The 24,006-nt window shown below is 70.3% G+C and carries 18 protein-coding genes and 1 pseudogene; 11 read left to right on the top strand and 8 right to left on the bottom strand.

All coding sequences use genetic code 11. The features are described from left to right. Window positions 1–2 precede the first annotated feature (2 nt). Genes WMF31_RS31420 through WMF31_RS31405 form a run of 4 tightly spaced genes read left to right on the top strand, consistent with a single transcriptional unit; the run spans window position 3 to window position 7,338 of the window. Window positions 3–2,921, top strand: a complete 2,919-nt coding sequence (locus WMF31_RS31420; RefSeq protein WP_436605472.1) for a DUF1156 domain-containing protein — start codon at window positions 3–5, stop codon at window positions 2,919–2,921. Next, window positions 2,918–3,964 carry an AAA family ATPase gene (locus tag WMF31_RS31415; protein WP_436605471.1) on the top strand — a complete coding sequence of 349 codons (1,047 nt, stop codon included), beginning with the start codon at window positions 2,918–2,920 and terminating at the stop codon, window positions 3,962–3,964. Before WMF31_RS31420 ends, WMF31_RS31415 begins: the two co-directional genes overlap by 4 nt. 3 nt (window positions 3,965–3,967) lie before the next feature. Then, window positions 3,968–4,474 (top strand): hypothetical protein, encoded by a 507-nt coding sequence (locus tag WMF31_RS31410; protein ID WP_436605470.1) that lies wholly within the window; start codon window positions 3,968–3,970, stop codon window positions 4,472–4,474. Continuing rightward, complete coding sequence (locus WMF31_RS31405; protein ID WP_436605469.1) at window positions 4,471–7,338, top strand: ATP-binding protein; 2,868 nt, start codon at window positions 4,471–4,473, stop codon at window positions 7,336–7,338. Before WMF31_RS31410 ends, WMF31_RS31405 begins: the two co-directional genes overlap by 4 nt. 157 nt (window positions 7,339–7,495) lie before the next feature. On the opposite strand, the gene WMF31_RS31400 is transcribed toward WMF31_RS31405, so the two are convergent. The 3 genes and pseudogenes from WMF31_RS31400 to WMF31_RS31390 all read right to left on the bottom strand — a co-directional run bounded on the left by WMF31_RS31400 (window position 7,496) and on the right by WMF31_RS31390 (window position 9,775). After that, window positions 7,496–8,107, bottom strand: coding sequence for a hypothetical protein (locus tag WMF31_RS31400; RefSeq protein WP_436605468.1), 612 nt, complete (start codon window positions 8,105–8,107; stop codon window positions 7,496–7,498). 1,095 nt (window positions 8,108–9,202) lie between these two features. Next, window positions 9,203–9,382 (bottom strand): annotated as a pseudogene (locus WMF31_RS31395) (helix-turn-helix domain-containing protein); the annotation flags it as partial. 18 nt (window positions 9,383–9,400) lie between these two features. Beyond that, window positions 9,401–9,775, bottom strand: a complete 375-nt coding sequence (locus WMF31_RS31390) for a VOC family protein (protein WP_436605467.1) — start codon at window positions 9,773–9,775, stop codon at window positions 9,401–9,403. Window positions 9,776–10,016: 241 nt separating this feature from the next. On the opposite strand from WMF31_RS31390, the gene WMF31_RS31385 reads away from it, so the two are divergent. The 5 genes from WMF31_RS31385 to WMF31_RS31365 all read left to right on the top strand — a co-directional run bounded on the left by WMF31_RS31385 (window position 10,017) and on the right by WMF31_RS31365 (window position 16,460). Continuing rightward, window positions 10,017–10,946, top strand: a complete 930-nt coding sequence (locus WMF31_RS31385) for a LysR substrate-binding domain-containing protein (protein ID WP_436605466.1) — start codon at window positions 10,017–10,019, stop codon at window positions 10,944–10,946. A 477-nt stretch (window positions 10,947–11,423) separates the two neighbouring features. Next, window positions 11,424–13,526 (top strand): DUF4215 domain-containing protein, encoded by a 2,103-nt coding sequence (locus tag WMF31_RS31380; protein ID WP_436605465.1) that lies wholly within the window; start codon window positions 11,424–11,426, stop codon window positions 13,524–13,526. A gap of 193 nt (window positions 13,527–13,719) precedes the next feature. Further along, window positions 13,720–13,869, top strand: a complete 150-nt coding sequence (locus WMF31_RS31375; protein WP_436605464.1) for a hypothetical protein — start codon at window positions 13,720–13,722, stop codon at window positions 13,867–13,869. Between the two features lie 63 nt (window positions 13,870–13,932). Next, entirely contained in the window at window positions 13,933–15,576 is a 1,644-nt protein-coding gene (locus WMF31_RS31370) for a GAF domain-containing sensor histidine kinase (RefSeq protein WP_436605463.1), read from the top strand. Between the two features lie 134 nt (window positions 15,577–15,710). After that, a complete protein-coding gene (locus tag WMF31_RS31365; protein ID WP_436605462.1) occupies window positions 15,711–16,460 on the top strand; it encodes a ribonuclease HI in 750 nt (249 codons plus the stop codon). A gap of 121 nt (window positions 16,461–16,581) precedes the next feature. Here the strand turns inward: WMF31_RS31365 and icd are convergent, their stop codons facing one another. Then, entirely contained in the window at window positions 16,582–17,976 is a 1,395-nt protein-coding gene (gene icd, locus WMF31_RS31360) for an NADP-dependent isocitrate dehydrogenase (protein ID WP_436605461.1), read from the bottom strand. A 169-nt stretch (window positions 17,977–18,145) separates the two neighbouring features. On the opposite strand from icd, the gene WMF31_RS31355 reads away from it, so the two are divergent. Both WMF31_RS31355 and WMF31_RS31350 read left to right on the top strand, forming a co-directional pair. Further along, on the top strand, window positions 18,146–19,162 hold the full coding sequence (locus WMF31_RS31355; RefSeq protein ID WP_436605460.1) for a peptidylprolyl isomerase: 1,017 nt from the start codon (window positions 18,146–18,148) through the stop codon (window positions 19,160–19,162). 62 nt (window positions 19,163–19,224) lie between these two features. Continuing rightward, complete coding sequence (locus WMF31_RS31350) at window positions 19,225–19,590, top strand: YkgJ family cysteine cluster protein (protein ID WP_436605459.1); 366 nt, start codon at window positions 19,225–19,227, stop codon at window positions 19,588–19,590. 395 nt (window positions 19,591–19,985) lie between these two features. On the opposite strand, the gene WMF31_RS31345 is transcribed toward WMF31_RS31350, so the two are convergent. From WMF31_RS31345 to gpmI, 4 genes are all read right to left on the bottom strand, one after another. Next, complete coding sequence (locus WMF31_RS31345; RefSeq protein ID WP_436605458.1) at window positions 19,986–20,399, bottom strand: type II toxin-antitoxin system VapC family toxin; 414 nt, start codon at window positions 20,397–20,399, stop codon at window positions 19,986–19,988. A 1-nt stretch (window position 20,400) separates the two neighbouring features. After that, window positions 20,401–20,676 carry a hypothetical protein gene (locus WMF31_RS31340; protein WP_436605457.1) on the bottom strand — a complete coding sequence of 92 codons (276 nt, stop codon included), beginning with the start codon at window positions 20,674–20,676 and terminating at the stop codon, window positions 20,401–20,403. A gap of 222 nt (window positions 20,677–20,898) precedes the next feature. Further along, entirely contained in the window at window positions 20,899–22,341 is a 1,443-nt protein-coding gene (locus WMF31_RS31335) for a serine/threonine-protein kinase (RefSeq protein ID WP_436605456.1), read from the bottom strand. Next, window positions 22,341–23,972, bottom strand: coding sequence for a 2,3-bisphosphoglycerate-independent phosphoglycerate mutase (gpmI, locus tag WMF31_RS31330; RefSeq protein ID WP_436605455.1), 1,632 nt, complete (start codon window positions 23,970–23,972; stop codon window positions 22,341–22,343). Before gpmI ends, WMF31_RS31335 begins: the two co-directional genes overlap by 1 nt. Between the last annotated feature and the right edge of the window lie 34 nt (window positions 23,973–24,006).

The raw sequence follows: 24,006 nt of genomic DNA, 5'->3' as shown, positions 1-24,006 counted from the left end.
TCATGAATTACGTTGTGAAGTCACCGAAGAAGCTGATCGAGGTCGCCCTGCCGCTCGATGCGATCAACGCCGCGGCCGCGCGCGAGAAGTCGATCCGCCACGGACACCCGAGCACGCTGCACCTCTGGTGGGCGCGCCGGCCGCTCGCGGCGGCGCGGGCGGTCATCTTCGCCCAGCTCGTGAACGATCCGGGGTTCCAGCAGGGGAAGGGCTTCCGGTACGGGAAGAACAAGAAGGAAGCGGAGGTCGAGCGGAAGCGGCTCTTCGGGATCCTCGAGAAGCTCGTGAAGTGGGAGAACACCACGAACGAGGAGGTGCTCGAAGAGGCGCGCGCCGAGATCCGCCGGTCGTGGCGGGAGGTCTGCGAGCTCAACAAGGACCATCCGCAGGCCGCGGAGCTGTTCAACCCGGACAAGCTGCCGGGGTTGCACGATCCGTTCGCCGGGGGCGGGACGATCCCGCTCGAGGCGCAGCGGCTCGGGCTCGAGGCGTTCGCGTCGGACCTGAATCCGGTCGCGGTGCTGATCAACAAGGCGATGATCGAGATCCCGCCGAAGTTCGCGGGGCGCCCGCCGGTGGGGCCCTTGCCGCAGGGTCAGCAGATCGCCGTGAAGGACTGGCCCGGCGCCACAGGGCTCGCGGAGGACGTGCGGCGCTACGGGGCATGGATGCGCGCGGAGGCGGAGAGGCGGATCGGGCACCTGTATCCGAAGGTGGAGATCACCGCCGAGATGGCGCGGGAGCGGCCTGATTTGAAGGGCCTCGTGGGGCAGAAGGTCACCGTGATCGCGTGGTTGTGGGCGCGGACGGTGAAGAGTCCGAATCCGGCGTTCTCACATGTGGAGGTGCCGCTAGCAGCATCCTTCGTCCTGTCGAGCAAAGATGGGCAGGAGTCATATATTGTTCCGACGGTCGAGAGAGATCGATACTGGTTCAGGGTGAAGGTGGGAAAGCCACCGAAGCAGGCTGCGGAGGGCACGAAAGCTCAAGGCCGTGGCGCGAATTTTCGATGCATTGTGTCTAACGCCGTTATCGGCGGTGATTATATCAAGACTGAGGGTCAGGCAGGGCGCCTGGGAGCGCGGCTCATGGCCATCGTTGGTGAGGGGCATCGGGGTCGCGTATACTTGCCGCCTACGCAGGAAATGGAGGACATCGCGAGGAGCGAGGAACCTGCGTGGAAGCCGGACGTCGAGTTCTTCCAGCAGGCGCTTGGGTTTCGAGTCGGGAACTACGGGATGCGGAAGTGGAGTGATCTTTTTACGCCGCGACAGATCGTTGCGCTGACAACCTTCACTGACCTGGTGTGCGAAGCGCGTGATCATGTGAAGCAAGATGCTCTTGCGGCGGGGATGAACGATGATGGTAAGGGGCTGGATGCGCAAGGTGCGAGCGCGACTGCATATGCCGAGGCTGTCAGTGTTTACCTTGCTTTCGTTGTTAGCAGCCTTTCGGATCGTTTGAGTACAATTTGTACATGGGACTCTGGTGGTCCAACCTGGGGCACTAAGACTCGCAGCACCTTTTCTCGGCAAGCGATTCCAATGTCTTGGGACTTTGCCGAGGTAAATCCCCTGTCGACGCAATCCGGCAGCTTCGATAATTCGCTTGAGTACACTGCGAAAGGTATTGCTTCGGCACAGGGGGAATTTGTTGCTGGTGGTGTAGCCCAGCAGAGCGATGCGGCGACCCAGACGCATTCGGTGCGCAGATTCGTTTCCACCGATCCTCCTTACTACGACAATATCGGGTACGCAGATATTTCGGATTATTTCTACGTGTGGATCCGCCGTGCCTTGCGTGTTGTCTATCCCTCGCTCCTGGCATCGATAGCGACCCCGAAAGCTGAGGAGCTCGTCGCGACGCCCTACCGCCACGGCGGAAAGGAAGCAGCGGAACGCTTTTTTCTTAGCGGAATGACTGCGGCAATGCGGCGTCTCGCAGAGCAGGCGCACCCGAGTGCTCCGCTCAGTATATATTACGCATTTAAGCAGTCGGAGACAAAAGGTGAAGCGGGCACATGGTCGACTGGATGGGAGACTTTTCTCGAAGCCGTCCACCGTGCGGGGCTTGCCCTCACGGGTACATGGCCGATGCGCACCGAGCTCTCCAATCGCATGCGAAGCTCGGACTCGAACGCCCTCGCGTCCAGCATCGTCCTCGTCTGCCGCCCTCGCCCCGCCGACGCGCCCACCGTCTCCCGCCGCGAGTTCCTCCGCGAGCTGAACGCCGTTCTCCCCGACGCCCTCGACGAGATGACCAAGGGCTCCGGCGACGACCGCTCCCCCGTCGCGCCCGTCGACCTCTCCCAGGCCATCATCGGCCCCGGCATGGCCGTCTTCTCCAAGTACGCGGCCGTCCTCGAGGCGGACGGCCGCCCCATGTCGGTCCGCACGGCGCTCCAGCTCATCAACCGCTTCCTCGCCGAGGACGACTTCGACCACGACACGCAGTTCTGCCTCCACTGGCTCGAGCAGCACGGCTGGTCCACCGGCGCCTACGGCGAGGCCGACGTGCTCGCCCGCGCCAAGGCGACCAGCGTGGGCGGCCTCGCCGACGCGGGCGTGGTCCAGACCAGCGGCGGCAAGGTCCGGTTGCTCCGGCCCAGCGAGTACCCCCCCGCCTGGGACCCTCGCAGCGACACCCGCGTCCCGGTCTGGGAGGCCCTCCACCAGCTCATCCGCGCGCTGCGCAGCGAGGGCGAGAGCGGCGCCGGCCGCATGCTCGCCGCCGTCAAGCCCAAGAGCGAGGCGATCCGCCAGCTCGCCTACCGGCTCTATACCCTGTGCGAGCGCCGCGGCGAGGCCGAGCGCGCGCGCGCCTACAACGAGCTCATCACCTCCTGGTCCGCCATCGAGGCAGCCGCCAGCGAGGTTCCGGAGACGACGGACCAGCTCGATCTGTTCGCAGGCAAGCCATGATCAGGTCGCTTCATGTCAAGAACTTCACCGTCTTCAGCGAGGCGGACCTCGACTTCGGTCAGCACCTGAACGTGCTCGTGGGGGAGAACGGCACGGGGAAGACGCACGTGCTGAAGCTCGCCTACTCCATCCTCGCGACGAGCTGGGAGGAGGGGCGCAAGCCGAACGCCGCGTCCCCGACCAAGGCCGCCCTGCAGACCCGGCTCGCGGACAAGCTCGTCAACGTGTTCCGCCCGGAGGCCCTGGGGCGCCTCGCGCGGCGGCGGCAAGGTCGCGAGCGCTGCGATGTGCGGATGAGCTGCACCAACGAGGCCTGGGATATCGCGTTCGGCTTCTCGACGCAGAGCAAATCGGACGTCTCGATCGACGCGCTCCCCACGGAGTGGGTCGACGCCGCGCCGGCCTACCTGCCGACCCGGGAGCTCCTCACCATCTATCCAGGCTTCGTGTCCGTGTACGCGAACCACTATCTCGAGTTCGAGGAGACATGGCGCGATACCTGCCTGCTCCTCGGCGCGCCGCTCAAGCGGGGCGTCAAGGAGAAGCGCGTCCGGGAGCTCCTTAGTCCTCTGGAGGAGGCGATGGGCGGGGCCATCGAGCTCGACAAGAACGGTCGATTCTACTTCCGCAGCGCGAGCGGGCGCATGGAGATGCCGCTCGTCGCGGAGGGCCTCCGCAAGCTCGGCATGCTCGCCCGCCTCATCGCGACCGGAGCGCTGCTCGACAAAGGGTGCCTGTTCTGGGACGAGCCGGAGGCGAACCTCAACCCGCGCATCATCAAGAAGGTCGCCAGCAGCATCGTCGATCTGAGCCTCGGTGGCATCCAGGTGTTCATCGCGACGCACAGCCTGTTCCTGCTGCGCGAGATCGAGATGCTGCTCGCGCGCAAAGAGGGAGAGGTCGACGCGCGCTTCTTCGGGCTGCACCTGTCGGATACCGGTGTCTCGGTCCAGCAGGGGCCCTCCGTGGACGACATGGGGACGATCGCTGCGCTCGACGAGGAGCTCGAGCAGTCGGACCGCTTCCTGAGCTCGGAAGACTGAGCCATGCCGACCGTCGCCGTCGATGGCCTGGATTTCGAGTTTCCGAGCACCTGGATGGTGAGCAAGTACGACGAGTGGACGTTCTATCGGAAGCAGTTCTCGAGGGTGCGGGACGGGCTCAAGGCGCTCGACCTGCTCGCCGTCGATCCCGAGGGGACCGCGTGGCTCATCGAGGTCAAGGACTACCGGGGCCACGTGCGCACGAAGCCGTCGGCGCTGGACGACGAGGTTGCAGGCAAGGTCCTGGATACGCTCGCCGCGCTGCTTCCGGCGAAGGTCAACGCCAATGACGCCCAGGAGGCGGAGATGGCGGCGGCCGTGCTCGGCGCGAAGAAGCTGCGGGTCGTGCTCCACCTGGAGCAACCCGAGAAGCACTCGACGCTGCGGCCGCGCGCCATCAATCCCGCGGATGTTCAGCAGGCGCTGCGGCGCCGGCTCAAACCAATCGACGCCCACCCCCTCGTGGCGGAGACGAGCCGCATGGGCTCGCTCGCCTGGAAAGTGACATGACCCTCATCAAGCCCTGGCGTGAAGTCGCGGTGCCCCACCCTGACGTGCTGCAAGGCACGTTTCAGCAATCCGAGTTCGCGGCGGACATCTCCGCCGTGCGTGACGGCAAGGCGTCGCACGAGTACCAGGACGCGGCCGCGTTCTTCCAGCGCACCTTCATCACGGAGGGCATGCGCCTGCTGCTCACGCAGGTCGCGCAGCGGTTGAACGGAAAGGGCGGCGAGCCCGTCATCCAGCTCCAGACCGCCTTCGGCGGCGGCAAGACGCACACGATGCTCGCCGTCTACCACCTCGCCACGCGCCGCGGGCCGCTCAAGGAGCTCGCCGGCATCCCCGCGCTGCTCGACCATGCCGGACTGATGGATGTGCCGAGGGCCCGCGTCGCCGTACTGGACGGGTCGGCCCGAGGTCCCGCAGAACCCTGGACGCGCGGGCAAACGCGCATTCATACGCTCTGGGGCGAGCTCGCGTTCCAGCTCGGCGGCGACGAGGGGTACGCCCTCGTCCGTGATTCCGATCTCTCCGGGACGTCGCCCGGCAAGGAGGCGCTGCGCGCCTTGCTGGAGCGGTTCGCGCCGTGCGTCGTGCTCGTGGACGAGCTCGTCGCCTACATCCGGCAGTTCTCGGACGCCGCGCCGCTGCCGGGCGGGACCTACGACAGCAACCTCTCGTTCGCGCAGGCCCTCACGGAGGCGGCGAAGCTCGTGCCGACGGCGATCGTGCTCGCCTCGCTGCCGGAATCGGCGGTCGAGGCGGGCAGCTCGCGGGGCGTGGCCGCGCTGAAGGCGCTCGAGAAGACGTTCGGGCGCGTCCAGGCGCTCTGGAAGCCGGTCGCGGCGGAGGAGGCGTTCGAGATCGTCCGCCGCCGCCTCTTCGAGCCCATCCGCGACACCGAGGCGCGCAGCGCGGTCTGCCGTGCGTTCTCGAACGCCTACGCGGCGGAGGCGAAGCTCCCCTCCGAGACGCACGAGGCCCGCTACCACGACCGGCTGGTACGGGCGTACCCGATTCATCCGGAGGTCTTCGACAGGCTCTACGAGGACTGGACCACGCTCGAAGGCTTCCAGCGCACGCGCGGTGTCCTGAAGCTGATGGCGCGCGTCATCTATCGGCTATGGCAGGCACAGAACCAGGATCTCATGATCCTGCCGGGCAGCATTCCGCTCTCCGACGGCGGAACGCGCAACGAGCTGACCTATTACCTTCCGCCGGGATGGGACGCTGTCATCGAGCGGGACATCGACGGCCACGGCGCGGAGACGGCGGAGCTCGAGCGGAGGGAGCCGCGCTTCGGCGCGGTGAACGCGGCCCACCGCGTCGCCCGGACGGTGTTCCTCGGCAGCGCGCCGTCCTCCGGGGGCACCCACAAGGGGATCCGGGGCGTCGAGCGCGCGCGCGTGCTGCTGGGATGCCTCCAGCCCGGACAGTCGGTCTCCACGTTCTCCGATGCGCTCAACCGGCTGTGCGACAGGCTGCATTACCTGAACAGCTCGGGAGACAAGGAGCACGACGCCACGCGGTTCTGGTTCGACACCCGCGCGAACCTGCGCCGGGAGATGGAGGACCGGAAGAACCGGTTCGACGACCGCGCCGAGGTGCGCGCCGCGATCGCCGAGGCGCTGAAGAAGCTCGTGGCAGGGGCGAGCCTCTTCGAGGCCGTGCACACCTTCACGCCGAGCGGCGATATCCCCGACGACAGCGCCCTCCGGTTGGTGATCTTGCCGGTCGAGAAGGCGTTCAGCAAGCAGGGGGCCAGGACGGCGGAGACCGAGGTGCTCGAGATCGTGCGCACCAACGGCACGAAGCCGCGCTACCGGGGCAACCGTCTGGTCTTCCTGGCGCCGGATCAGGGCGCGCTCACCCGCCTGCGCGACTGCGTTCGTACGGTGCTGGCCTGGAATTCGATCGTGGCCGACATCGCGGCCGGGCGGCTGAACATCGATCGTCTCCAGGAGCAGCGAGCGAAGGACGAACTCCACAAGGCCGGGCAGGCGGTGCCCGGGGCGGCCCGGGAGTGCTTCAGGTGGCTGCTCTGCCCCGTGATGGCATCGCCCACGGATCGAGAGGCCTCGGTCGAGGCGTACGCGCTCCCCACGAGCAGCGGCACGTTCGCGGACGCGGTGGAGCGGGTATGCGAGGAGAACGAGCTCGTCATCTCGACGTGGTCGCCGATCCACCTGCGCAGCAAACTGCGGGAGCTCTACTGGAAGGAGTCGACCATCGCGGTGCGCGCGGCCTCGGTCTGGGAGGACATGCAGCGCTATCTCTACATGCCCCGGCTGAAGCGTCGCGCGGTGCTGGAGCAGGTGATCGTGACCGGCGCGGGGAGCAGAGACTTCTTCGGCACCGCGTATGGCCAGAGCGGCGACCGGCTGGAAGGCTTCAAGCTGGGCGACACGAACGTGCAGGTCGACGATACCCTGCTGCTGGTGGAGCCCGCGGCGGCCGCGGCGTACGAGTCGGCGCAGGAGCGCCCCGCCTCGGTCCCGCCGAGCGCAGGGGGCGCGCGTGGGCAGGGCGGGCAGAGCGGTGACGGCACGGCCACGGCGGGCGGTGGGAGCAAGACGGGCGGCGCCGGTGGCGTGGCCCCGCAGCCCGGGTCGGGCGGAGCGCAGCCGAGCCCTGCGGCTTCCCGGCCGAAGGCATTCTTCGGATCGGTCGAGGTGAACGCGACCACCGCGAAGATGAAGCTGGTCTCCATCGCCGAGGAAATCATCGCGGTGCTCACGGAGGATCCGAACGCGAGCGTGAAGGTCACGGTGGAGATCTCCGCCGAGTTCCCGGCAGGAGCCTCGGAGCAGACGAGGCGCGCGGTCTCCGAGAACGCGACGGCGCTCGGATTCAAGAGCAAGTCATGGGAGTAGAGGCGTCTGCTCGCTGCCACGGAGGCTAGCGCATCGGAGGGCAAGCGCTCACGGTCGCAGCCGGCGCGGCCCAGCCGGAGGCGGCCTTACCGGCCCAGCGGAGCGATGAGGATACCGGCCCCGGCGGCGGGGCCGCCGGGGCAAACCCGCGCCGTCATCAGAACGGCTCGGCCCTGGGCGCCTCGGGCCTGGACGCCTCGTCCTTCGGCGCCGCGAGCTTCTTCGGCTTGCGCGCCTGCTTGGTCATCGCCCGGAAGTCGTCCAGCACCGGCGCCAGGATGGAGCGGGAGCCCGCGTTCTGGCGCGCGATCGTGCGCGCCAGATCGAGCGCCGCGAGGCCCGGCCCGATGACCGTCTCGGCGGTGGCGAGGACGTCGTCATCGAGGTGGCGCGCCAGGTCCTCGAGCGCGTCGGCGACCCTCTGCTCGGCCAGGGCGCGCTTCAGGCGCCGCTCGAGCAGCTCCACCTCGAACCGCTCGGGATCCTCGCCATCGTCCTGGTCCCCGAGCACGTGGAACGATCGCGCGAGCGCGCTCTCCTTGCCGTCCCTGGGGCGCAGCACCGCGAACAGCTTGGCGAGCGGCGGCCCCAGCACGCCGAGGCTGCGGCCCACGCTGCGCTTGCGCTGGGCCTCTTCGAGCCGCTCCAGGCCAGGCCAGAGCGCCCGGATGGCCTCGATGTGCTCGAGCGTCTTCTCGACGCGCTCATCGATCTGGGCCGCCGAGAGCTGATCGACGTCCGTGGGGTCCTGCACAGATTGCTTGGGCATGAATCGACCTCCCTGATTCCGTTGCGCGCTGTCGTGTGCGCGCACGGATCCGGGAAAGCTACGTGGAGGTCGCTGTGGGAGGCAACCCGCTCGACGCGGCGGAATCTTGCTCGACGAGCTCCGCCTTCCATCGGCTCGCCGCGTGCCCGCCGGGGGCCATCGCTCCTGCGGAAAGTCGGGCCGAGAGGCGAACCGCCATGACGCCAAAGGCGCCAAGAAACCAGGGAAGTAGAAAGGAAAAATGGAGGGACAACCCTTCCCCTCTCTTCTTGGCGTCGTTGGCGCCATGGCGGTTCTTCTGCTGATCCGGGGCGACTTCCCGCAGCCCGGCGGCGCCTGCCCCGGCTGCGGGTGTACGCCCCCTCAGTGCGCGCCGCCCGAGCACATCGATTACACCTGGATCTACACCGACGATCCCAAGAACCGCCCCGGCGAGCGGTGCGACTCGGAGCTGCACCATTTTGCGCGCGACGGCTTCGAGCCGGCGGGCTTCTGGGATGGTGCCTGCCTGAGGCACGATGCCGTTCCCGTGGCCCCCCTGGCCGCCGCGATCATGTCCCCGTCGGGACAGAGCCGGCGCTGCGATCCTTTCGAGTCTCCCGCGGGGCTGGACGCGCTCGTCGGCGCCCTCTGGCGCGTCTGCCGGCGGGACTTCGCGCTGGAAACGGAGTGCGTCCGGTCCAGGGAACGCTGCATTCCTCCGGCCCCCGAGGGGTTCCGGTCCTGCGTGTGGCTCTTCACAGGGGGGGACCCGGAGAGCGAGCGCACAGCGTGTCCGCCGTCCTACCCCGAACGGTCACACGTCGCGAGCGACATTGGCGGCTGCGATAGCTGCGCGTGCACGACGGTCACGACGCCCGAGTGCACGGTGAGCCTGTCCCGGTACCGGGATCCGGACTGCAACGACCTCATCCGCACCGATACGATCGTCGAACCCCAGGACAACTTCCAGTGGGGCTTCTACGGATGGACCTGCCTGGAGATGCCCACCGAGGGCACCGTGGGCGGCGTCAGCGCGACCGTCGTGGTGGACCGGGAGGGCGCGTGCGAGGCGACCGGCGGTGATCAGGTCGTGACGCCGTATCTCATGAATGACTACCTCCTCTGCTGCGAAGCGCCTTCCGGCGGCTGCGCCGATCTCCGCCGCATCCAGCGGATTGCCTCCCCTGCGATCCGGTTGCGCCACTTGCGCACCGTCTCGATGTCGCAGCGCAACTCGCGCCGGATCTGCTCGTCGCTCCGGCCCTCGTCGGCCAGGAGCGCGATCCTGGCGCGCCGCGCACCGCGCTGCGCTCAATCGGCAGGCTGCCAGAGCTCGATGGGGTTGCCGGACGGGTCCTCCAGCAGTATCTGGGAGCCGCCGACGCCCCTCACGACGTCGTTGCGGAACCGCAGTCCGGCCGCGCGGAGCCGCGCCACCTCGGCGGTGAGATCGGCCACCGGCACCTGAGCGCGGTTCCAGCCGCCGGGGACAGGCCGGCGCCCGTCGGGCATGGGCCGCGCGCCGGAGCTGGTCTTCCCGCTGAGCAGCAGCCGCAAGTTGCCGAGCGTGACGGAGGCGAACGCGGGGCTGCTGTCGACTTCGAGCGTGAAGCCGAGGTGCGTGGTGTAGAAAGCAATGGCGGCGTCGACGTCGTCGACCAAGTAGCGGACGCTTACCGTGCTCATGGGCTCCAGATCCTCTTGCGGTGATGTGCTTGGCGAGGAGACGCAGCTGGACGGCGACATCAGCGACAGGACCGCCAGCATGTTGATCGCCGACCTCGCGAGAACCGATCTTCTTCTGTACCGCATGTATTCACTCGTCCTCCGTTCCTTGACGGACAAGATACCCGCGTGCGCGCAGGCGACCACATGGAGCGGAGGTAAAGCATTGTCAACCACGGGTTAACGATCTAGTCTCGCCCCCGTGGACCTCTTCTACGGTGTACTGCCGTTCGTGCATGTGGCGGAGGCGGGGGGGTTCCGTGCCGCGGCCGCGCGCCTCGGCGTCACGGCCGCCGCGGTGAGCAAGTCGGTGGCCAAGCTGGAAGCCGAGCTCGGGGTCGCGCTCCTGGAGCGCACGTCGCGCCATGTTGCGCTCACGCCCGAGGGCGCGGCGTTTCTCGAGCGCTGTCGCGTGGCGATCGCGGAGCTCCAGGCAGGGCGCCAGCAGGTCGCCGGCGCACAGCGGGAGCCGCACGGCACGCTGCGCGTGACGCTGCCGCCAGTGCTCGGTCGTGGCGTCCTGCCGCTCGTCGCCCGGCTGTCGGCGCGTTACCCGCGGCTGTCGATCCGGCTCATCGTCACCGATCGCCTCGTACGGCTCGCGGAGGAGGCGATCGACGTCGCGCTGCGCATGGGCCCGCTCCAGGACTCATCCCTCATCGCGCGCGCGCTGCGGACGCCACGCTGGATCACGGTCGCCGCTCCTGCCTACCTTGCGAGCCGGGGGATCCCGACCTCGCCGGCTGATCTCGCGCGGCACGAGTGCATCAAGTTCGTGCTGCACGGCAAGGCCGTCGAGTGGTGCTTCCGCGCCGACCAGGGGGCGACCCGCGTCGTGACGCCATCGCGCATCGTGCTCGATCAAAGTGACCTGCTCATCGACGCGGTGATGCACGGGATCGGGATCGCGCAGGTCCTCGATTTCATGGCCGCGCCGCTGCTCGAGGCGGGGCTCCTCGTCGAGGTGCTGGCGTCGTTCGCGACCGAGGGGCCGCCGCTCCACGCGCTCACGCCGGCGCGTCGGGCGTCAGTGCCGCGCGTGCGTGTCTTCCTCGATGCGCTCGGCGACGTGCTCGGCCGCGGTGGTCATGGTGCGCGGAGAGCACCGACCAGCCGCGCCCCGGGGGGCTAGTACGTCGAACGGCTCCCGGATTGCGTGACAATCCCGCTCACGAGCACGCCGGCTCTCCATGAGCTCGTCCGAATCCAGAGCTTAGCATGATGCAGTAGGCGACGTGCGTGGGGTCCTGCACCGAGTGCTCGGGCATGAATCGACCTCCCTGATTCCGTTGCGCGCTGTCGTGCGCGCGCGCGGATCCGGGGACGCTACATAGAGGTCCTGGTCGGGCGCAATCCGTCCGAGGCGACGGATACGTGCTCTGCGAGCTCCTCGATCCGCTCGTCGCGGAGGAGCCCGGGATCATGGTCAACGCGATCCAGACGGCACGCGACCGCTCCGGCGTGCCCTGCTGGCGGCGGCTGGCATCCTCTCGAATCCATATCAGTCTATTACCCCGAGGATCGACCGCCTGCGTGTCCGTCAGGCCCGGATCGGGCTTTTTCAGGACATCGCCGTTCCCGCGAGACGCGGAGGAAGTTCGAGGTGTCCGTGCCCGCGAACCCCTTTCGTGGCGCTCCGTTCAGGAAGGTTCTGTCGCCGCTCGCCGTCGCCGCCGCCCTCGCCGCATCCGGCTGCGAGCGCTCCGCGGACACGCCGCGACCGGAGACCGGCGGCGCGGGGAACGGCGGCGCGACCCCGGGCGCGACCGACGGCGCCGGCGGGGGCGGCGGGAACGGCGCGGGCGGCGCGCCCTGCGGGACCGCCGAGGACTGCCCCGGCGTCGACGGCGCGTGTCAGCGGCGCACCTGCGAGGACGGCCGGTGCGGCGTCGACCACGCGCCGCGGGGGAAGCCCGTGGCCGAGCAGACCCCGGGCGACTGCAAGGCGCGCGTGTGCGACGGGCAGGGCGCCGTGGTCGAGATCGAGGACGCGCGGGACGTCTTCTCCGACGGAGATCCGTGCTCGGCCGACGTCTGTGTCGCGGGCGCGCCGGAGAACCCGCCGGCCCCGGCGACCACGGAGTGCGGCGGGCCCGACGCGTCCGGCGGGCGCTTCTGCGACGGAGACGGCGCCTGCGTCGAGTGCCTCGCCCCGGGCGATTGCGTGAGCAACCGCTGCGTCGCGAACCGCTGCGTGGCGCCGGAGTGCGGCGACGGCGTGATGAACGGGGACGAGACCGGCGTCGACTGCGGCGGCCCCTCGTGCGTGCCGTGCGCGGAGCTCGAGGGGTGCCTCGCCCACGCGGATTGCCGGAGCGGGGTGTGCCAGGGCGGCGTGTGCAGGGCGTCGTCGTGCACCGATGGCGCGAGGAACGGGCCGGAGACGGACATCGATTGCGGCGGCCCGGCGTGCCCGCCGTGCGCCACCGGGAAGGCGTGCTCCGTGGACGGGGATTGCCTGGGCGGCCGGTGCTCCGGGACGACCTGCCTCGCGTCGTGCACCGACACCGCCCGGAACGGGGCGGAGACGGACATCGATTGTGGCGGCCCGGCGTGCATCGGATGCACCGCCGGCATGGGCTGCGCGGCCGGACGCGACTGCCTGAGCGGCGTGTGCAGCGCGGCGGGGATCTGCGCCGCGCCCACATGCGGCGACGGCGTCGTCAACGCCGCCGACGAGGGGTGCGACGACGGCAACACGAGCAACACCGACGCGTGCCTGACGACGTGCGCGGCGGCCACGTGCGGCGACGGGTTCGTGCACGCCGGCGTCGAGGCGTGCGACGACGGCGACGCGAGCGACACCGATGCGTGCCCGACGACGTGCGCGGCGGCCGCGTGCGGCGACGGGTTCGTGCGCGCCGGGGTCGAGGCGTGCGACGACGGCAACCGGATCGCCGGCGACGGGTGCGGCCCCGGGTGCCTCCTCGAGGGCTGCGGCGACGGCGTGGTCCGGGGCGGCGAGGGGTGCGACGACGGGAACACCGACAGCACCGACGCCTGTCCCATCACGTGCCGCGCCGCGAGGTGCGGTGACGGCTTCGTGCGCGCCGGGGTCGAGGCGTGCGACGACGCCAACACGTCGGGCGGCGACGGGTGCAGCGCGACCTGCGCCGTGGAGCCGGGCTACACCTGTCGGGGCACGCCGAGCGTGTGCTCCTATGCCACGGAGCGCAACTGCGGCGACGCCGACGACAACGATCTCGACGGCGACGTCGACTGTGATGATCCGGACTGCGCGCTCGGGTGCGACAGCGAGGTGGGCCCCTGCGCGCGCGGGCAGGTGCTGTGGGTGCAGTCGGCCACGGACGTGCCCAAGGCCGTCCGGGATCGCTCGTCCGTGACGAGCGCGCTCGCGATCGCCTCGGGCGGCGTGGTCCGGCGCGTGGCGCTCTCGCTCGACATCTCGCACTCCTTCGACGGGGATGTCGATATCTCGCTCACCTCGCCGGCGGGGGCGACGGTCGATGTCTCGAGCGACAACGGCGGCTCCGGTGACAACTACCGCGGGACCGTCTTCGCGATGGGCTGCAGGACCTCGATCATCTCGGGGACGGCGCCCTTCCGCGGGTGCTTCCGTCCGGAGGAGTCGTTCGCGCCCTTCTTGTCGGGGCGCGCGAACGGCACATGGACGCTCCGGGTCGGGGACGACGCCGGCTCCGACGCCGGCGTGCTGAACGCGTGGTCTCTCGCCCTCTGCATCGAGCCGTGATCGCGCGGCGCGGGCGCGGCCGCGCCCGCCTGGCCGGCCGCGTCCGCCTGGGCCGGCCTGCCGTGCGCGGGCCGGGCTCGTCGGGGACACTTCGGACCGGCAGCCCGGGCGACGCGGTACACGAGCGACAAACGGGCTGAAACGCAGAAAAAGAGCAAAATTTCGAGCGGCCAAGGCGCCGAGGACGCCAGGAATGGAATACCATCCTGGCGTCCTCGGCGCCTTGAAGGTCCATTTCTCGCTCGATCAACGTGATCGGTGGTCCATTGACCCCTGGAACACGGACCAGGGGCTCTGGGGACATTTCCAGGAGCCCGGGTCGCAGGGCCGGGAGCCTGGATGACGCGCACCGAGGCGAGCCCCATCGATCGCCCAAGCACGATTCGCCAGGAACGTGGAGGTCCCATTGCGGACAATCAAGCAGATCATCTCGGCCCACGAACCGGAGATCTTCGAGTCGTGGACCAACGAGGCGAACAGGGCGGCGGCGGCGCGGGGGCTCACGCGCCCCGAGCTGACCAACATGATGCTGGAGTACGTGCGGTCGCTTGGGCGCGGGTGGGACGGGGAGGAGGTGCGGCGCGAGCGGGCCGAGCTCATCGAGAGCCACCTGTCCTCGCGCTTGCGCGCCGGCTTCCGTCTCGACGAGACGATCGAAGAGTTCGCGATCCTCGGGCGCGCGATCCTGCGCGCCTGCTCCGTCTCGGCCGCCGAGGCGCGGTCGAGCCCCGAGGAGATCGATCGCCTCTTCGCCGAGATCCAGGACGCTTCGGTGCTCGTGACGCAAGCGTACCGGCAACACCTCCAGGAGGACGCGCAGACCGAGAAGCACTACCTGCGGCTGCTCCATGCTCCGTTCCTGGAGCCGCTCGGCAGCGAGGCGCCCCTGTCGTCGGAGCGCCTGAGGAAGGCCCTCGATGTCGTCATGGAGTCGGTGGGCGCTGACACGGCTGCGCTGCTGTTGCACGACGCCAGGACCGGGAATCTGGTGATGGTCGCCTCGGTGGGCCTGGCCGAGGAGCCGCTCGTCGAGTATGCGCGGACCGTGGACGCCTCGTCGTTCGCGGGCGCCGTCGCCTTGCGCGGTCGACCGATGTCGATCCGCGACGTGGAGACCACATCGCTCGACGTGCCGGACGGGCTCCGGGACAGCGGCATCCACTCGCTGCTCGGCGTCCGTCTCCCGGCGCATCGCGCGCTCCTCGGTATCGTCTATGTCGGCCTCTGCGAAAAACGGCCCTTCACCCCCCAGGAGATCCGGCGCATCCAGGCGATCGGCGAGCGGCTCGCGCTCCTCATCGACAACGCCAGGCTCTACGAGGACCTGCTTGGCCAGCTCGACGCCGTGCGCGCCGAGCGCGAGCTCCGGGAGCAGTTTGTCTCGGTGCTGGCGCACGATCTCCGCGGCCCGCTGTCGGCCGCCAGGATGGCCGCGACGCTGCTCGCCGCGCGGCCGGACGCGGACGGGACGCACGTCGCGAGGCGGGTCGAGGTCGTCGTCCGCAACCTGGATCGGGCGGATCGCATGGTGATCGATCTGCTCGACGTCGCTCGGATCCACGCCGGCAGGCGCCTGTCGCTCACGCTCGAGGAGTGCGACCTGGGCGAGATTGGCCGCGAGCTCGTCAACGAGCTCGCGGTCGAGCACCCGGGCCGCCTCGCGCTGCACGCGGACGAGGGCGCCCGTGGGATCTGGGGGGCCTCGGAGCTGCGGCGCGCGCTCTGGAACCTGGTGTCGAACGCGCTGAAGTACGGCGCGCAGGACGCGCCGATCACCGTCTCCATCCTGAAGCGGGGGGACGGCGTCGAGGCGAGGGTGCACAACGAGGGCGCGCCGATCTCGTCGGAGGCGCAGGAGACGATGTTCGAGCCGTTCACGCGCGCCGCGGGCGAGCGCGGCGCCCACGGGTGGGGCCTCGGCCTGATGCTGGTGCGCGCCTGCGCGGAAGCCCACGGCGGGAGCGTCCACGTGGACAGCGCTCCCGATCGCGGGACGACGTTCGCGCTGCGGCTGCCAGCGGACGCGCGGCCGGCCCAGAACGGCGCGTGAGGCGCTCCGCGCCGCTCCCCGTGCCGCCGCACGGACGTGGGGGGGCGTCGCCTGGTCCGGCGAGGCCGGCCGGTCGCGGGCGCCTGTCGCGGTCCGCCGTACCGCCGGCCCGAGATCCGTGCCAGGGTGCGCGCGTGCCCTGGGTTCGCGCATTGCTTCGAGGTCAGACGGTCTACGCCCGCGTCGACGCCGCCGGCTCCCTGGCCGTGGAGGAAGGCGGGGTGGAGATCCGCTACAAGCCCCACGACGGCCGCAGGTACAAGGCGCGCCCGGACAACCTGACCATCGCCGACCCGAAGGTGCTGCCCGACGACACGTGCGGCCCCGCGGAGCCGGTCGTGAAGGCGCGCGCCGGCGAGGCCGAGGGGGCAGGGGGCGCGGGCGCTCCGCGCAAGGGGGCGGCGCGGGGGACCGCGGCCGCGGCGCCCGTGCCGGAGGGCGCCGTCATCGTCTACGCCGACGGCGCCTGCTCGGGGAATCCCGGGCCCGCGGGGCTCGGGGTGGTGGTCATCGACGGCGGCCAGCGGATCGAGCGCAGCGAGTACCTCGGCACGGGGACCAACAACATCGCGGAGCTGACGGCCATCCTCCGCGCCCTCGAGGAGGTCCCCGAGCCGGAGCGGCCCATCGTCATCCACACGGACAGCCAGTACTCGATCGGCGTGCTCCAGAAGGGGTGGAAGGCGAAGGCGAACGCCGAGCTCGTCGCCTCGCTGCGCGGCGCCCTCGCGTCGCGGCCGCGCGCGCGCCTCGTCTACGTGCCGGGGCACGCGGGCGTGCTGCTCAACGAGCGCGCCGACGCGCTCGCGCGCGAGGCCGTCCGCGAGCGCGCCACGCGCCGGACGGTGTACCCGGGCTCGTCCGTGGATCCGCGGAGCGCGTAGGCGGGCGGCGCGGACCGCTGCCCGAGCGTGGACTGCCGCTGTCGCGCGTGAATGTGGGTCGGAGGTGGATCCGGGGAGAGGGGTGGGCGCGGGGCCCCCCCACGCCCCCTGGATCAGCAGATCACCCCATCTTCGCGATGATGGCGTCGCCGAACTCGGAGCACTTCACCTCGGTCGCCCCCTCCATGAGCCGGGCGAAGTCGTACGTCACCGTCTTCGCGCCGATGGCGCCGTCCATGCCCTTGTTGATGAGGTCCGCCGCCTCGACCCAGCCCATGTGCCGCAGCATCATCTCGCCCGACAGGATCACCGAGCCCGGGTTCACCTTGTCGAGGTTCGCGTACTTCGGCGCCGTGCCGTGCGTCGCCTCGAAGATGGCGTGCCCGGTCGCATAGTTGATGTTCCCGCCCGGCGCGATGCCGATGCCGCCGATCTGCGCCGCGAGCGCGTCGGAGAGGTAATCGCCGTTCAGGTTCAAGGTGGCGATCACGTCGAACTCCTTCGGGCGCGTGAGCACCTGCTGCAGCGTGATGTCCGCGATGGAGTCCCTGATCTTCAGCATCTTCTTCCACTTGCCGGCGCCGTGGGTGTCCCAGAGCTCGAGCGCGGCCTCCACCTCGGCCCGGAACTCGGCCTGCATCTCCGGCGGCGCCATGTCGTAGCCGGGCTCGATCTCGCGCGCGTTCCGCTCGACCGTGATGTCGGGGTTCTTCTCCTTGTTGCCGAGGATCCAGCTCTCGCGCTCGGTCACGACCTTGTCGCGGAACTCCCGGGTCGCCAGCGAATATCCCCAGTTCTTGAAGGCGCCCTCGGTGAACTTCATGATGTTGCCCTTGTGGACGAGGGTCACGCTCTTCCGGTTGAAGCGGAGGGCGTACTCGATGGCGGCGCGCACGAGCCGCTCCGTCCCCTCGCGGCTCACCGGCTTGATGCCGATACCGCTCGTCCCGGGGAAGCGGATCTTCTTCACCTTCATCTCGCCCTGGAGGAACGAGATCACCTTCTTCACCTCCGGGCTCTCCGCCTCCCACTCGATGCCGGCGTAGATGTCCTCCGTGTTCTCCCGGAAGATGACCATGTCCACCGCGCTCGGATCCCGCACCGGCGAGGGCACGCCGCGGTACCAGCGGACCGGGCGCAGGCAGACGTAGAGATCCAGGAGCTGCCGGAGCGCGACGTTCAGCGACCGGATGCCCTTGCCGATCGGCGTCGTGAGCGGCCCCTTGATGCCCACTAGGTACTTCCGATACGCCTCCACGGTCCCGTCCGGGAGCCACGTGCCGAACTTGTTGAACGCCTTCTCGCCCGCGTACACCTCGTACCAGGCGATCTTGCGCTTGCCGCCGTACGCCTTCGCGACCGCGGCGTCGAAGACGCGCTGGCTCGCGCGCCAGATGTCAGGCCCCGTCCCGTCGCCCTCGATGAAGGGCACGATGGGGTTTTCCGGCACGACCAGCGCGCCGGCCGGCGACATGGAGATCGGTTGTCCTTGCGTGGGCTCGGGGAAGGTTGTCATGGTAGCCGCTTACCGCGCCGGGATTGCTGAGGCAACAGGCTGGACAGACCACCACGCTGGCTCACGCGGCCTCTCCTGGAGGGGGCGCGATAGGCGCGCTGCGTCATGGCGCGCCGGGCTTGCCAGGAAACGCGTGGAACCGGCTGGTGGCGCGTGGTAGAGGCGCGTCATGCGCGCTCCGCTTCGCCTCGCCCTCGCCGGGCTCATCACCGCCGCCTCCCTGGCGACCCCGCTCGCTCATGCGGTCGTGAGCGAGCGCATCGTCGCGGTCGTCGGCGATCACGCGATCCTGCTCTCGGACCTGCGGCAGCGGGCGCGCCCGTTCCTCCTGCAGATCCAGGCCAAGGTCCCGCCGGGCGCGCAGCAGGCGGCGGCCGAGTCGCAGCTCTTCCGCGAGCTCATCCAGAAGATGGTGGACGAGGAGCTCGAGAGCCAGGCCGCCGAGAGGGCCAATGTCCGCGTGACCTCCGAGGAGATCCAGAACGCGTTCCGGAACATCGCGGCCGCGGAGCAGACGACGGTCGAGGAGCTGTTCCGGCTGGCGCGGACGACCTCCGGGCTCACCGAGCAGGAGTATCGTGACGAGATCCGCCGGCAGATCCTCGAGGGGAAGATGCTGCAGCTCCGCGTGCGGGGCCGAGTGCGCATCACGGAGCAGGACGTGCAGACGGCGTTCGACCGGCTCGTGCGCGAGGAGCGCCGGCGGCGCGACTACCACCCGGCGTGGATCGTGCTCCGGATCCTTCCCGGCGCGAGCGCCGAGGCGATCGAGGAGCGCCGGGCGCTCGCCGCGGCGCTCGCGGAGCGCGCGAAGCAGGGCGAGGACTTCGCGGAGCTCGCCCGGCAGTTCTCGGACGACACCGCGACCCGCGACGCCGGTGGCGATCTCGGGATCCGCGCGCCCCAGGGGTCGCAGGCCGCGCTGACCGGCCAGCGCGAGGTGATGGCGCCGGAGCTCGAGGCCGCGCTCCTGGCGATCGAGCCGGGCGGCGTGACCGGGCCGACGCGCGTGGGCGACGCGTTCGTCGTGATGAAGCTCCTGAGCCGCCAGCCCTCCCGCTTCACGACGCTCGAGGCCGCCCGCCCGGAGATCCTCCAGCGGCTCCAGGCGGAGATCCTGCAGAAGGCCAAGGTGAAGTGGCTGAACGACCTGAAGCGCGGGACGCACGTGGAGATCCGGCTCTGACGCGCGGGCGCCAGGGCGGCGCGGGCGCAAGCGGCGGCGCGGGCGCGGGCGCAAGCGGCGGCGTGGCCGTCCCGGAGTGCACGGCGTGCGGGACGTGCTGCTTCTCGCTCCTGCCGGAGTACGTCCGCGTCTTCGGGTGCGACCACGATCGCATGGACGACCGCGCGCGGGCGCTCACGCACTTCATCGGCAACCGCTGCTACATGCGGATCGAGGACGGCCGCTGCGCCGCGCTCACGATCGACGCGAGCGCCGGCCGGTTTTTGTGCTCGATCTACGAGGTGCGGCCCGACTGCTGCCGGGCGCTCGAGCGCGGCAGCGGCGCGTGCCTCGGCGAGCTCCACGAGAAGCGGGAGCGGCCGCTGCTCGCGCTCGACGCGCTCCGCCGCCGCGCTGGAGGCGAGGGCGGGCAGGGGCGTGGCCCATGAGGGGCCTCTGACACGCCGAGCGCGCAGTCCGGAGCGCACCGCTCGCATATCCGCCGCTATATCGAGACGTCCGGCGTACTCGTCGAACGTTTCCCCTACGCGGTCTTCTACCGGATTCTGCCCGAGGCCATCGTGGTCGCTGGAGCGATTCACGGCCGCCGACATCCTCCCTCGTGGAGGCGCCGAGCGTGAGCGAATTCCGGAATGGCAGCCACGTGCCCGGCAAGGCATTGCCCCCGGCTGTGCTGCCGTCCAGCGATGCGGCAGTGTCGACCTGGGCGAGGCGAGCCGAGAACGCGGTCCAGGCGGCGCCGAACCACCCGGAAGCCGGGCCCGTTTCATCCCCGGAGCTACGCGACCCAGACGGCGCTTGAAGCGGCCCGGTCGATGCGCCGTCAGAGCACGTGCAGCGGGACCTTGATCTCTGCCGCGAGGAGCTCGAAATCCGCCCGGTTCGCGGTGATCACCGTCGCTCCCTGACGCCGGGCCGTGAGCGCGATGAGCGCATCATTCTGGAAGTCCCGGCGCTTGCTCGCCTCCCAGCCCTGGGCGTCGCCGATCTTCCGGATCAGGCGCCCCGCCTCCCACCAGTCAGCGTCGGACGGCCCCCACTGGACGCTCGGCAGCCGGCGGAGCGAGTCTACAAGGCGCTGAGCGGCCCGCGTTCGCGCGCCCCGGCGCAGCTCCGAGAGGACCACCGAGCAATGTCGGACGATGTAACTACGCCGGATCGTCTCGAGCTCGGCCTGATAGAGCCCGCGCTCCCAGTGGCCGATATACACGTTCGTGTCGAGGATGGCCCAGCGCACGTCACGGGCTCTCCATGCTTCCGGGCGGAAGGCTGCGCCGGGTCTTGTTCATGAATTGCCAGAACTCCTCCATCTCCACCACCCGCTCGACAGACAGCCGGACGACTTCCGCCTCCGAATCCACGCCGAGGAGCCGCTTGGCGCGGCGCAAGGTCTGCTCGTCCACGAAAAAGGACTTCCGCTTCATGCCGGTGCTGCTGCCCCCGCTCGCCATGGACACCTCCGCGTCGCTGTTCGACAGGCATACATCCTGCTCGTTGACGGCATACACTGTCAAGGCGCCCTCAAAACGGCGGCCGCCATGCGCCTCCGTCGCGATGAGTTCCCGCTCCAGTTGCGCAAGATCCTCGTTGATCTCCCTGATGGATGAATCGGGACCGTGGATCCCTTGGACAGGCGTAGGCCCCCGGCCCCGCGCCGCCCCACGAGCCCCCTCGTCGGGGGCCGGGCGACCCGGCGAGACCTCCGCGCTCGCTGTCCGCCCGTGCCCGCCCGCGCGTCAGGGCGAGGCGTCCCGGTCCTCCACCGGCGGCGCGCCCGCGTCGGGCTCGCTGCGGTCGATCCGCAGGGTCACGTCGAGCGTCACCGTCTGCCCGGCCGAGACGGTGATCGTGCGCTTCTCCTCGGGCGCGTTCGGGTGCCGGAACGTCACGTAATGCCGCCCGGCCTGGAGCGGGATCGGCCGCGCCATCGGCGTCACGTCGACGAGCTCCCCGTCGACGACGACCTCCGCCCACGGCCTCGCGAGCACCCTGAGGTACCCGCGCTCCTCCGCGCCCTCGCCGGCCCGCTCGCTCGCGGCGCCGGGCGGCCCGGCCACGTCGTGATCGCGGAGGCCGACCTCGATGAGCACGGCGCCCGCCACGATGAGCGCGAAGACGCCGAAGAGCCGCCGCGCGTCGGGCCCGAGCGGCGGCGCGCGCCGCGCCTCGACCGCGGGGCGGACGGCCGGCACCTCCGCGGGCGGGAGCTCCTCCCCGCCGAGCTTCGCCGCCGCGAGCGCCCGCGCGATGTGCGCCCGCGCCTGCGGCTGGCCGCGCTCGGCGAGCTCCTCGGCCAGCGCGTCCGCGACCGCGCGGCCGCTCTCGTAGCGCTGCTCCGGCTCCTTCTCCAGGCAGCGGAGCACGATCCGCTCCAGGCCGCGCGACACGTCGGGCACGAGCGCGCGCAGCGGCTGCGGCGGCGCGCTGCGGACGCGGTGCGCCACGGCCCTGCCCTCGGCCCACCGGTCGTCGTCGCGCTCGCGCTCGCGCGGCGCGCGGGACGCCCGCGGCGCGTCCGCGCGCTCCGCCCTCGGCTCGTCGAACGGGCGCGCCCCGGTGAGCATCTCGAACAGCACGACGCCGAGCGCGAACACGTCCGCCTGCGGGCCGACCTCCGCCCCGAGGATCTGCTCCGGCGCCATGTAGTCCGGCCGCGCGAACGTGTCGCTGCCCTCGAACGGCTCGGGCAACGAGGGCAGCCGGCCGTCGGACGCCGCCGCGAACTCCAGGATCTTCACGCCGCCCGACGGCGTGATGAGCACGCGGTCCGGGCGCAGCTCGCGGTGCACCACGCCCCGCTCGTGCGCGTGGCCGAGGCCGCGCGCGATCTCCAGCGCGATGCCCGCGGCGGCGACCTCATCGAGGCGGCCCGCGCGCGCGCACAGCGCCGCGAGCGTCGGCCCCGAGAGCGGCTCCAGCACGAGCCAGATCCGGTCGCCGTCGCGCTGGAAATCGTGGATGTCGATGATGTTCGGGTGCCGGATCCGGGCGAGGATCTTCGCCTCGCGCTCGAGGCCGGCCGCGAACGCGCTCGCGGCCGACACCGTGGGCTTCAGCGTCTTGATCAGCGCCGCCCGGCCGAGCCCTTCGTGCTCGGCCCGGTACGTCACCGTGAGCGCCCGCGCCGAGACGGCCTCGCGCAGGACGTACGGGCCGAGCTGCCTCTCGTCGGCGACCACTACCGCTGTCGGACGCGGAGCGAGCGCCCCGTCATCGCCGCGGGCTGCGGGAGGCCGAGGATCTCGAGCATCGTGGGCGCCACGTCGCAGATGCGGCCGCCCGACCGGAGCTCGATCCCCGGGTCGTTCTGGTTCAGGTAATAGAGCGGCACCGGGTTCAGCGTGTGCGCCGTGTGCGGGTTGCCGTGCTCGTCCTTCATCTGCTCGCAGTTGCCGTGGTCCGCGGTGATGAGCATCGCCCCGCCGGCCTCGCGCACGGCGTCCGCGATGGCCCCGACGCCCGTGTCCACCGCCTCGACGGCGTGGATGGCGGCCTCGAGGATGCCCGTGTGCCCGACCATGTCCGGGTTCGCGAAGTTCACCAGGATGAAGTCGTACTTGCCGCTCTTGACCGCGGCGGTGACCTCGCCCGCCACGCCCGCGGCGCTCATCTCGGGCTTCTGGTCGTACGTGGCGACGTCGCGCGGCGACGGCACGAGCTTCCTGTCCTCGCCCGGGAACGCCTCCTCGCGCCCGCCGTTGAAGAAGTACGTGACGTGCGCGTACTTCTCGGTCTCCGCGCACCGGAGCTGCTTGAGCCCGGCGCGGGCGATCACCTCGGGGAACGAGTCGGTCACCTCGTCCTTGGGGAACGCGACCGGCAGCTTCAGCGCCGCGTCGTACTCGGTCATGCCGCTGTAGCAGTGCTCCTGGAAGGCGTAGACCGGCTTGCCGCGGTCGGTGAGCATCTCCTCGACCTCGGGCGGCAGGTTCCTCCGCGTGAGCATCGCCGAGATCTCGCGCATCCGGTCGGGCCTGAAGTTGACGGCGAGGCCGACCTCCTCGCCCTGCCACTCCCAGCGCGGGTCCTTCGCGGCGAAGTCGGCCACGAAGTCGCCCTGGATGCCCTGGTAGTCGCCGATGCGGACGGGCTCGACGAACTCGTCGGTCTTCCCGGCCGCGTACGACGCCTCGAGCGCCTCGTACGCCGTGTCGGCCCGCGGCGCGTCGCCGCGCACGATCGCGGTGTAGGCCTTCATGACGCGGTCCCAGCGCTTGTCGCGGTCCATGGCGTAGTACCGGCCCGAGAGGGTGCCGATGACGCCGACGCCCTCGAGCTCCGCGAGGGTCCGCTCGATGTAGCCCCACGCGCTCTTCGGCGGCGTGTCGCGCCCGTCGAGGAAGGCGTGCAGGACGACGGGCACCTCGTGGAACCTCGCGAGCTTGAACAGCGCGAAGAAGTGATCGAGCGACGAGTGCACGCCGCCGTCGGAGAGGAGCCCGAACAGGTGCAGGCGGCACTTGCGGTCCTGGGCGATGCGGAAGGTCCTCGCGATGATCTCGTTCGAGCCGAGCTTGTTCTCGGCGATCGCGACGTCGATGCGCGAGATGTCCATCAGCGCGATCCTGCCGGCGCCGAAGTTCAGGTGGCCGACCTCGCTGTTGCCCATCTGACCCACCGGCAGGCCGACGTCGGGGCCGCTCGTCCCGATCAGCGTCTTCCGGGCGCTCTTCTGGATCGCTTGGAGATTCGGCGCCTTCGCGAGGGCGATCGCGTTGTCGTCCTTCTCTGCGCGCTCGCCGAATCCATCGAGGATGCAGAGGACGAGCGGGCGGGGGCGTGTGCTGGGGGTGGGGGCGGCTTCGCTCATGGCGGCGGAATCTACAACGAAGGCGCGGCGATCG

It is taken from the genome of Sorangium sp. So ce1036 (assembly GCF_051369805.1).
GTDB lineage: Bacteria > Myxococcota_A > Polyangia > Polyangiales > Polyangiaceae > Sorangium > Sorangium cellulosum_F.
Note: the sequence above shows the minus strand (reverse complement) of the source record. Positions and strands in the feature narration are given on the sequence as shown.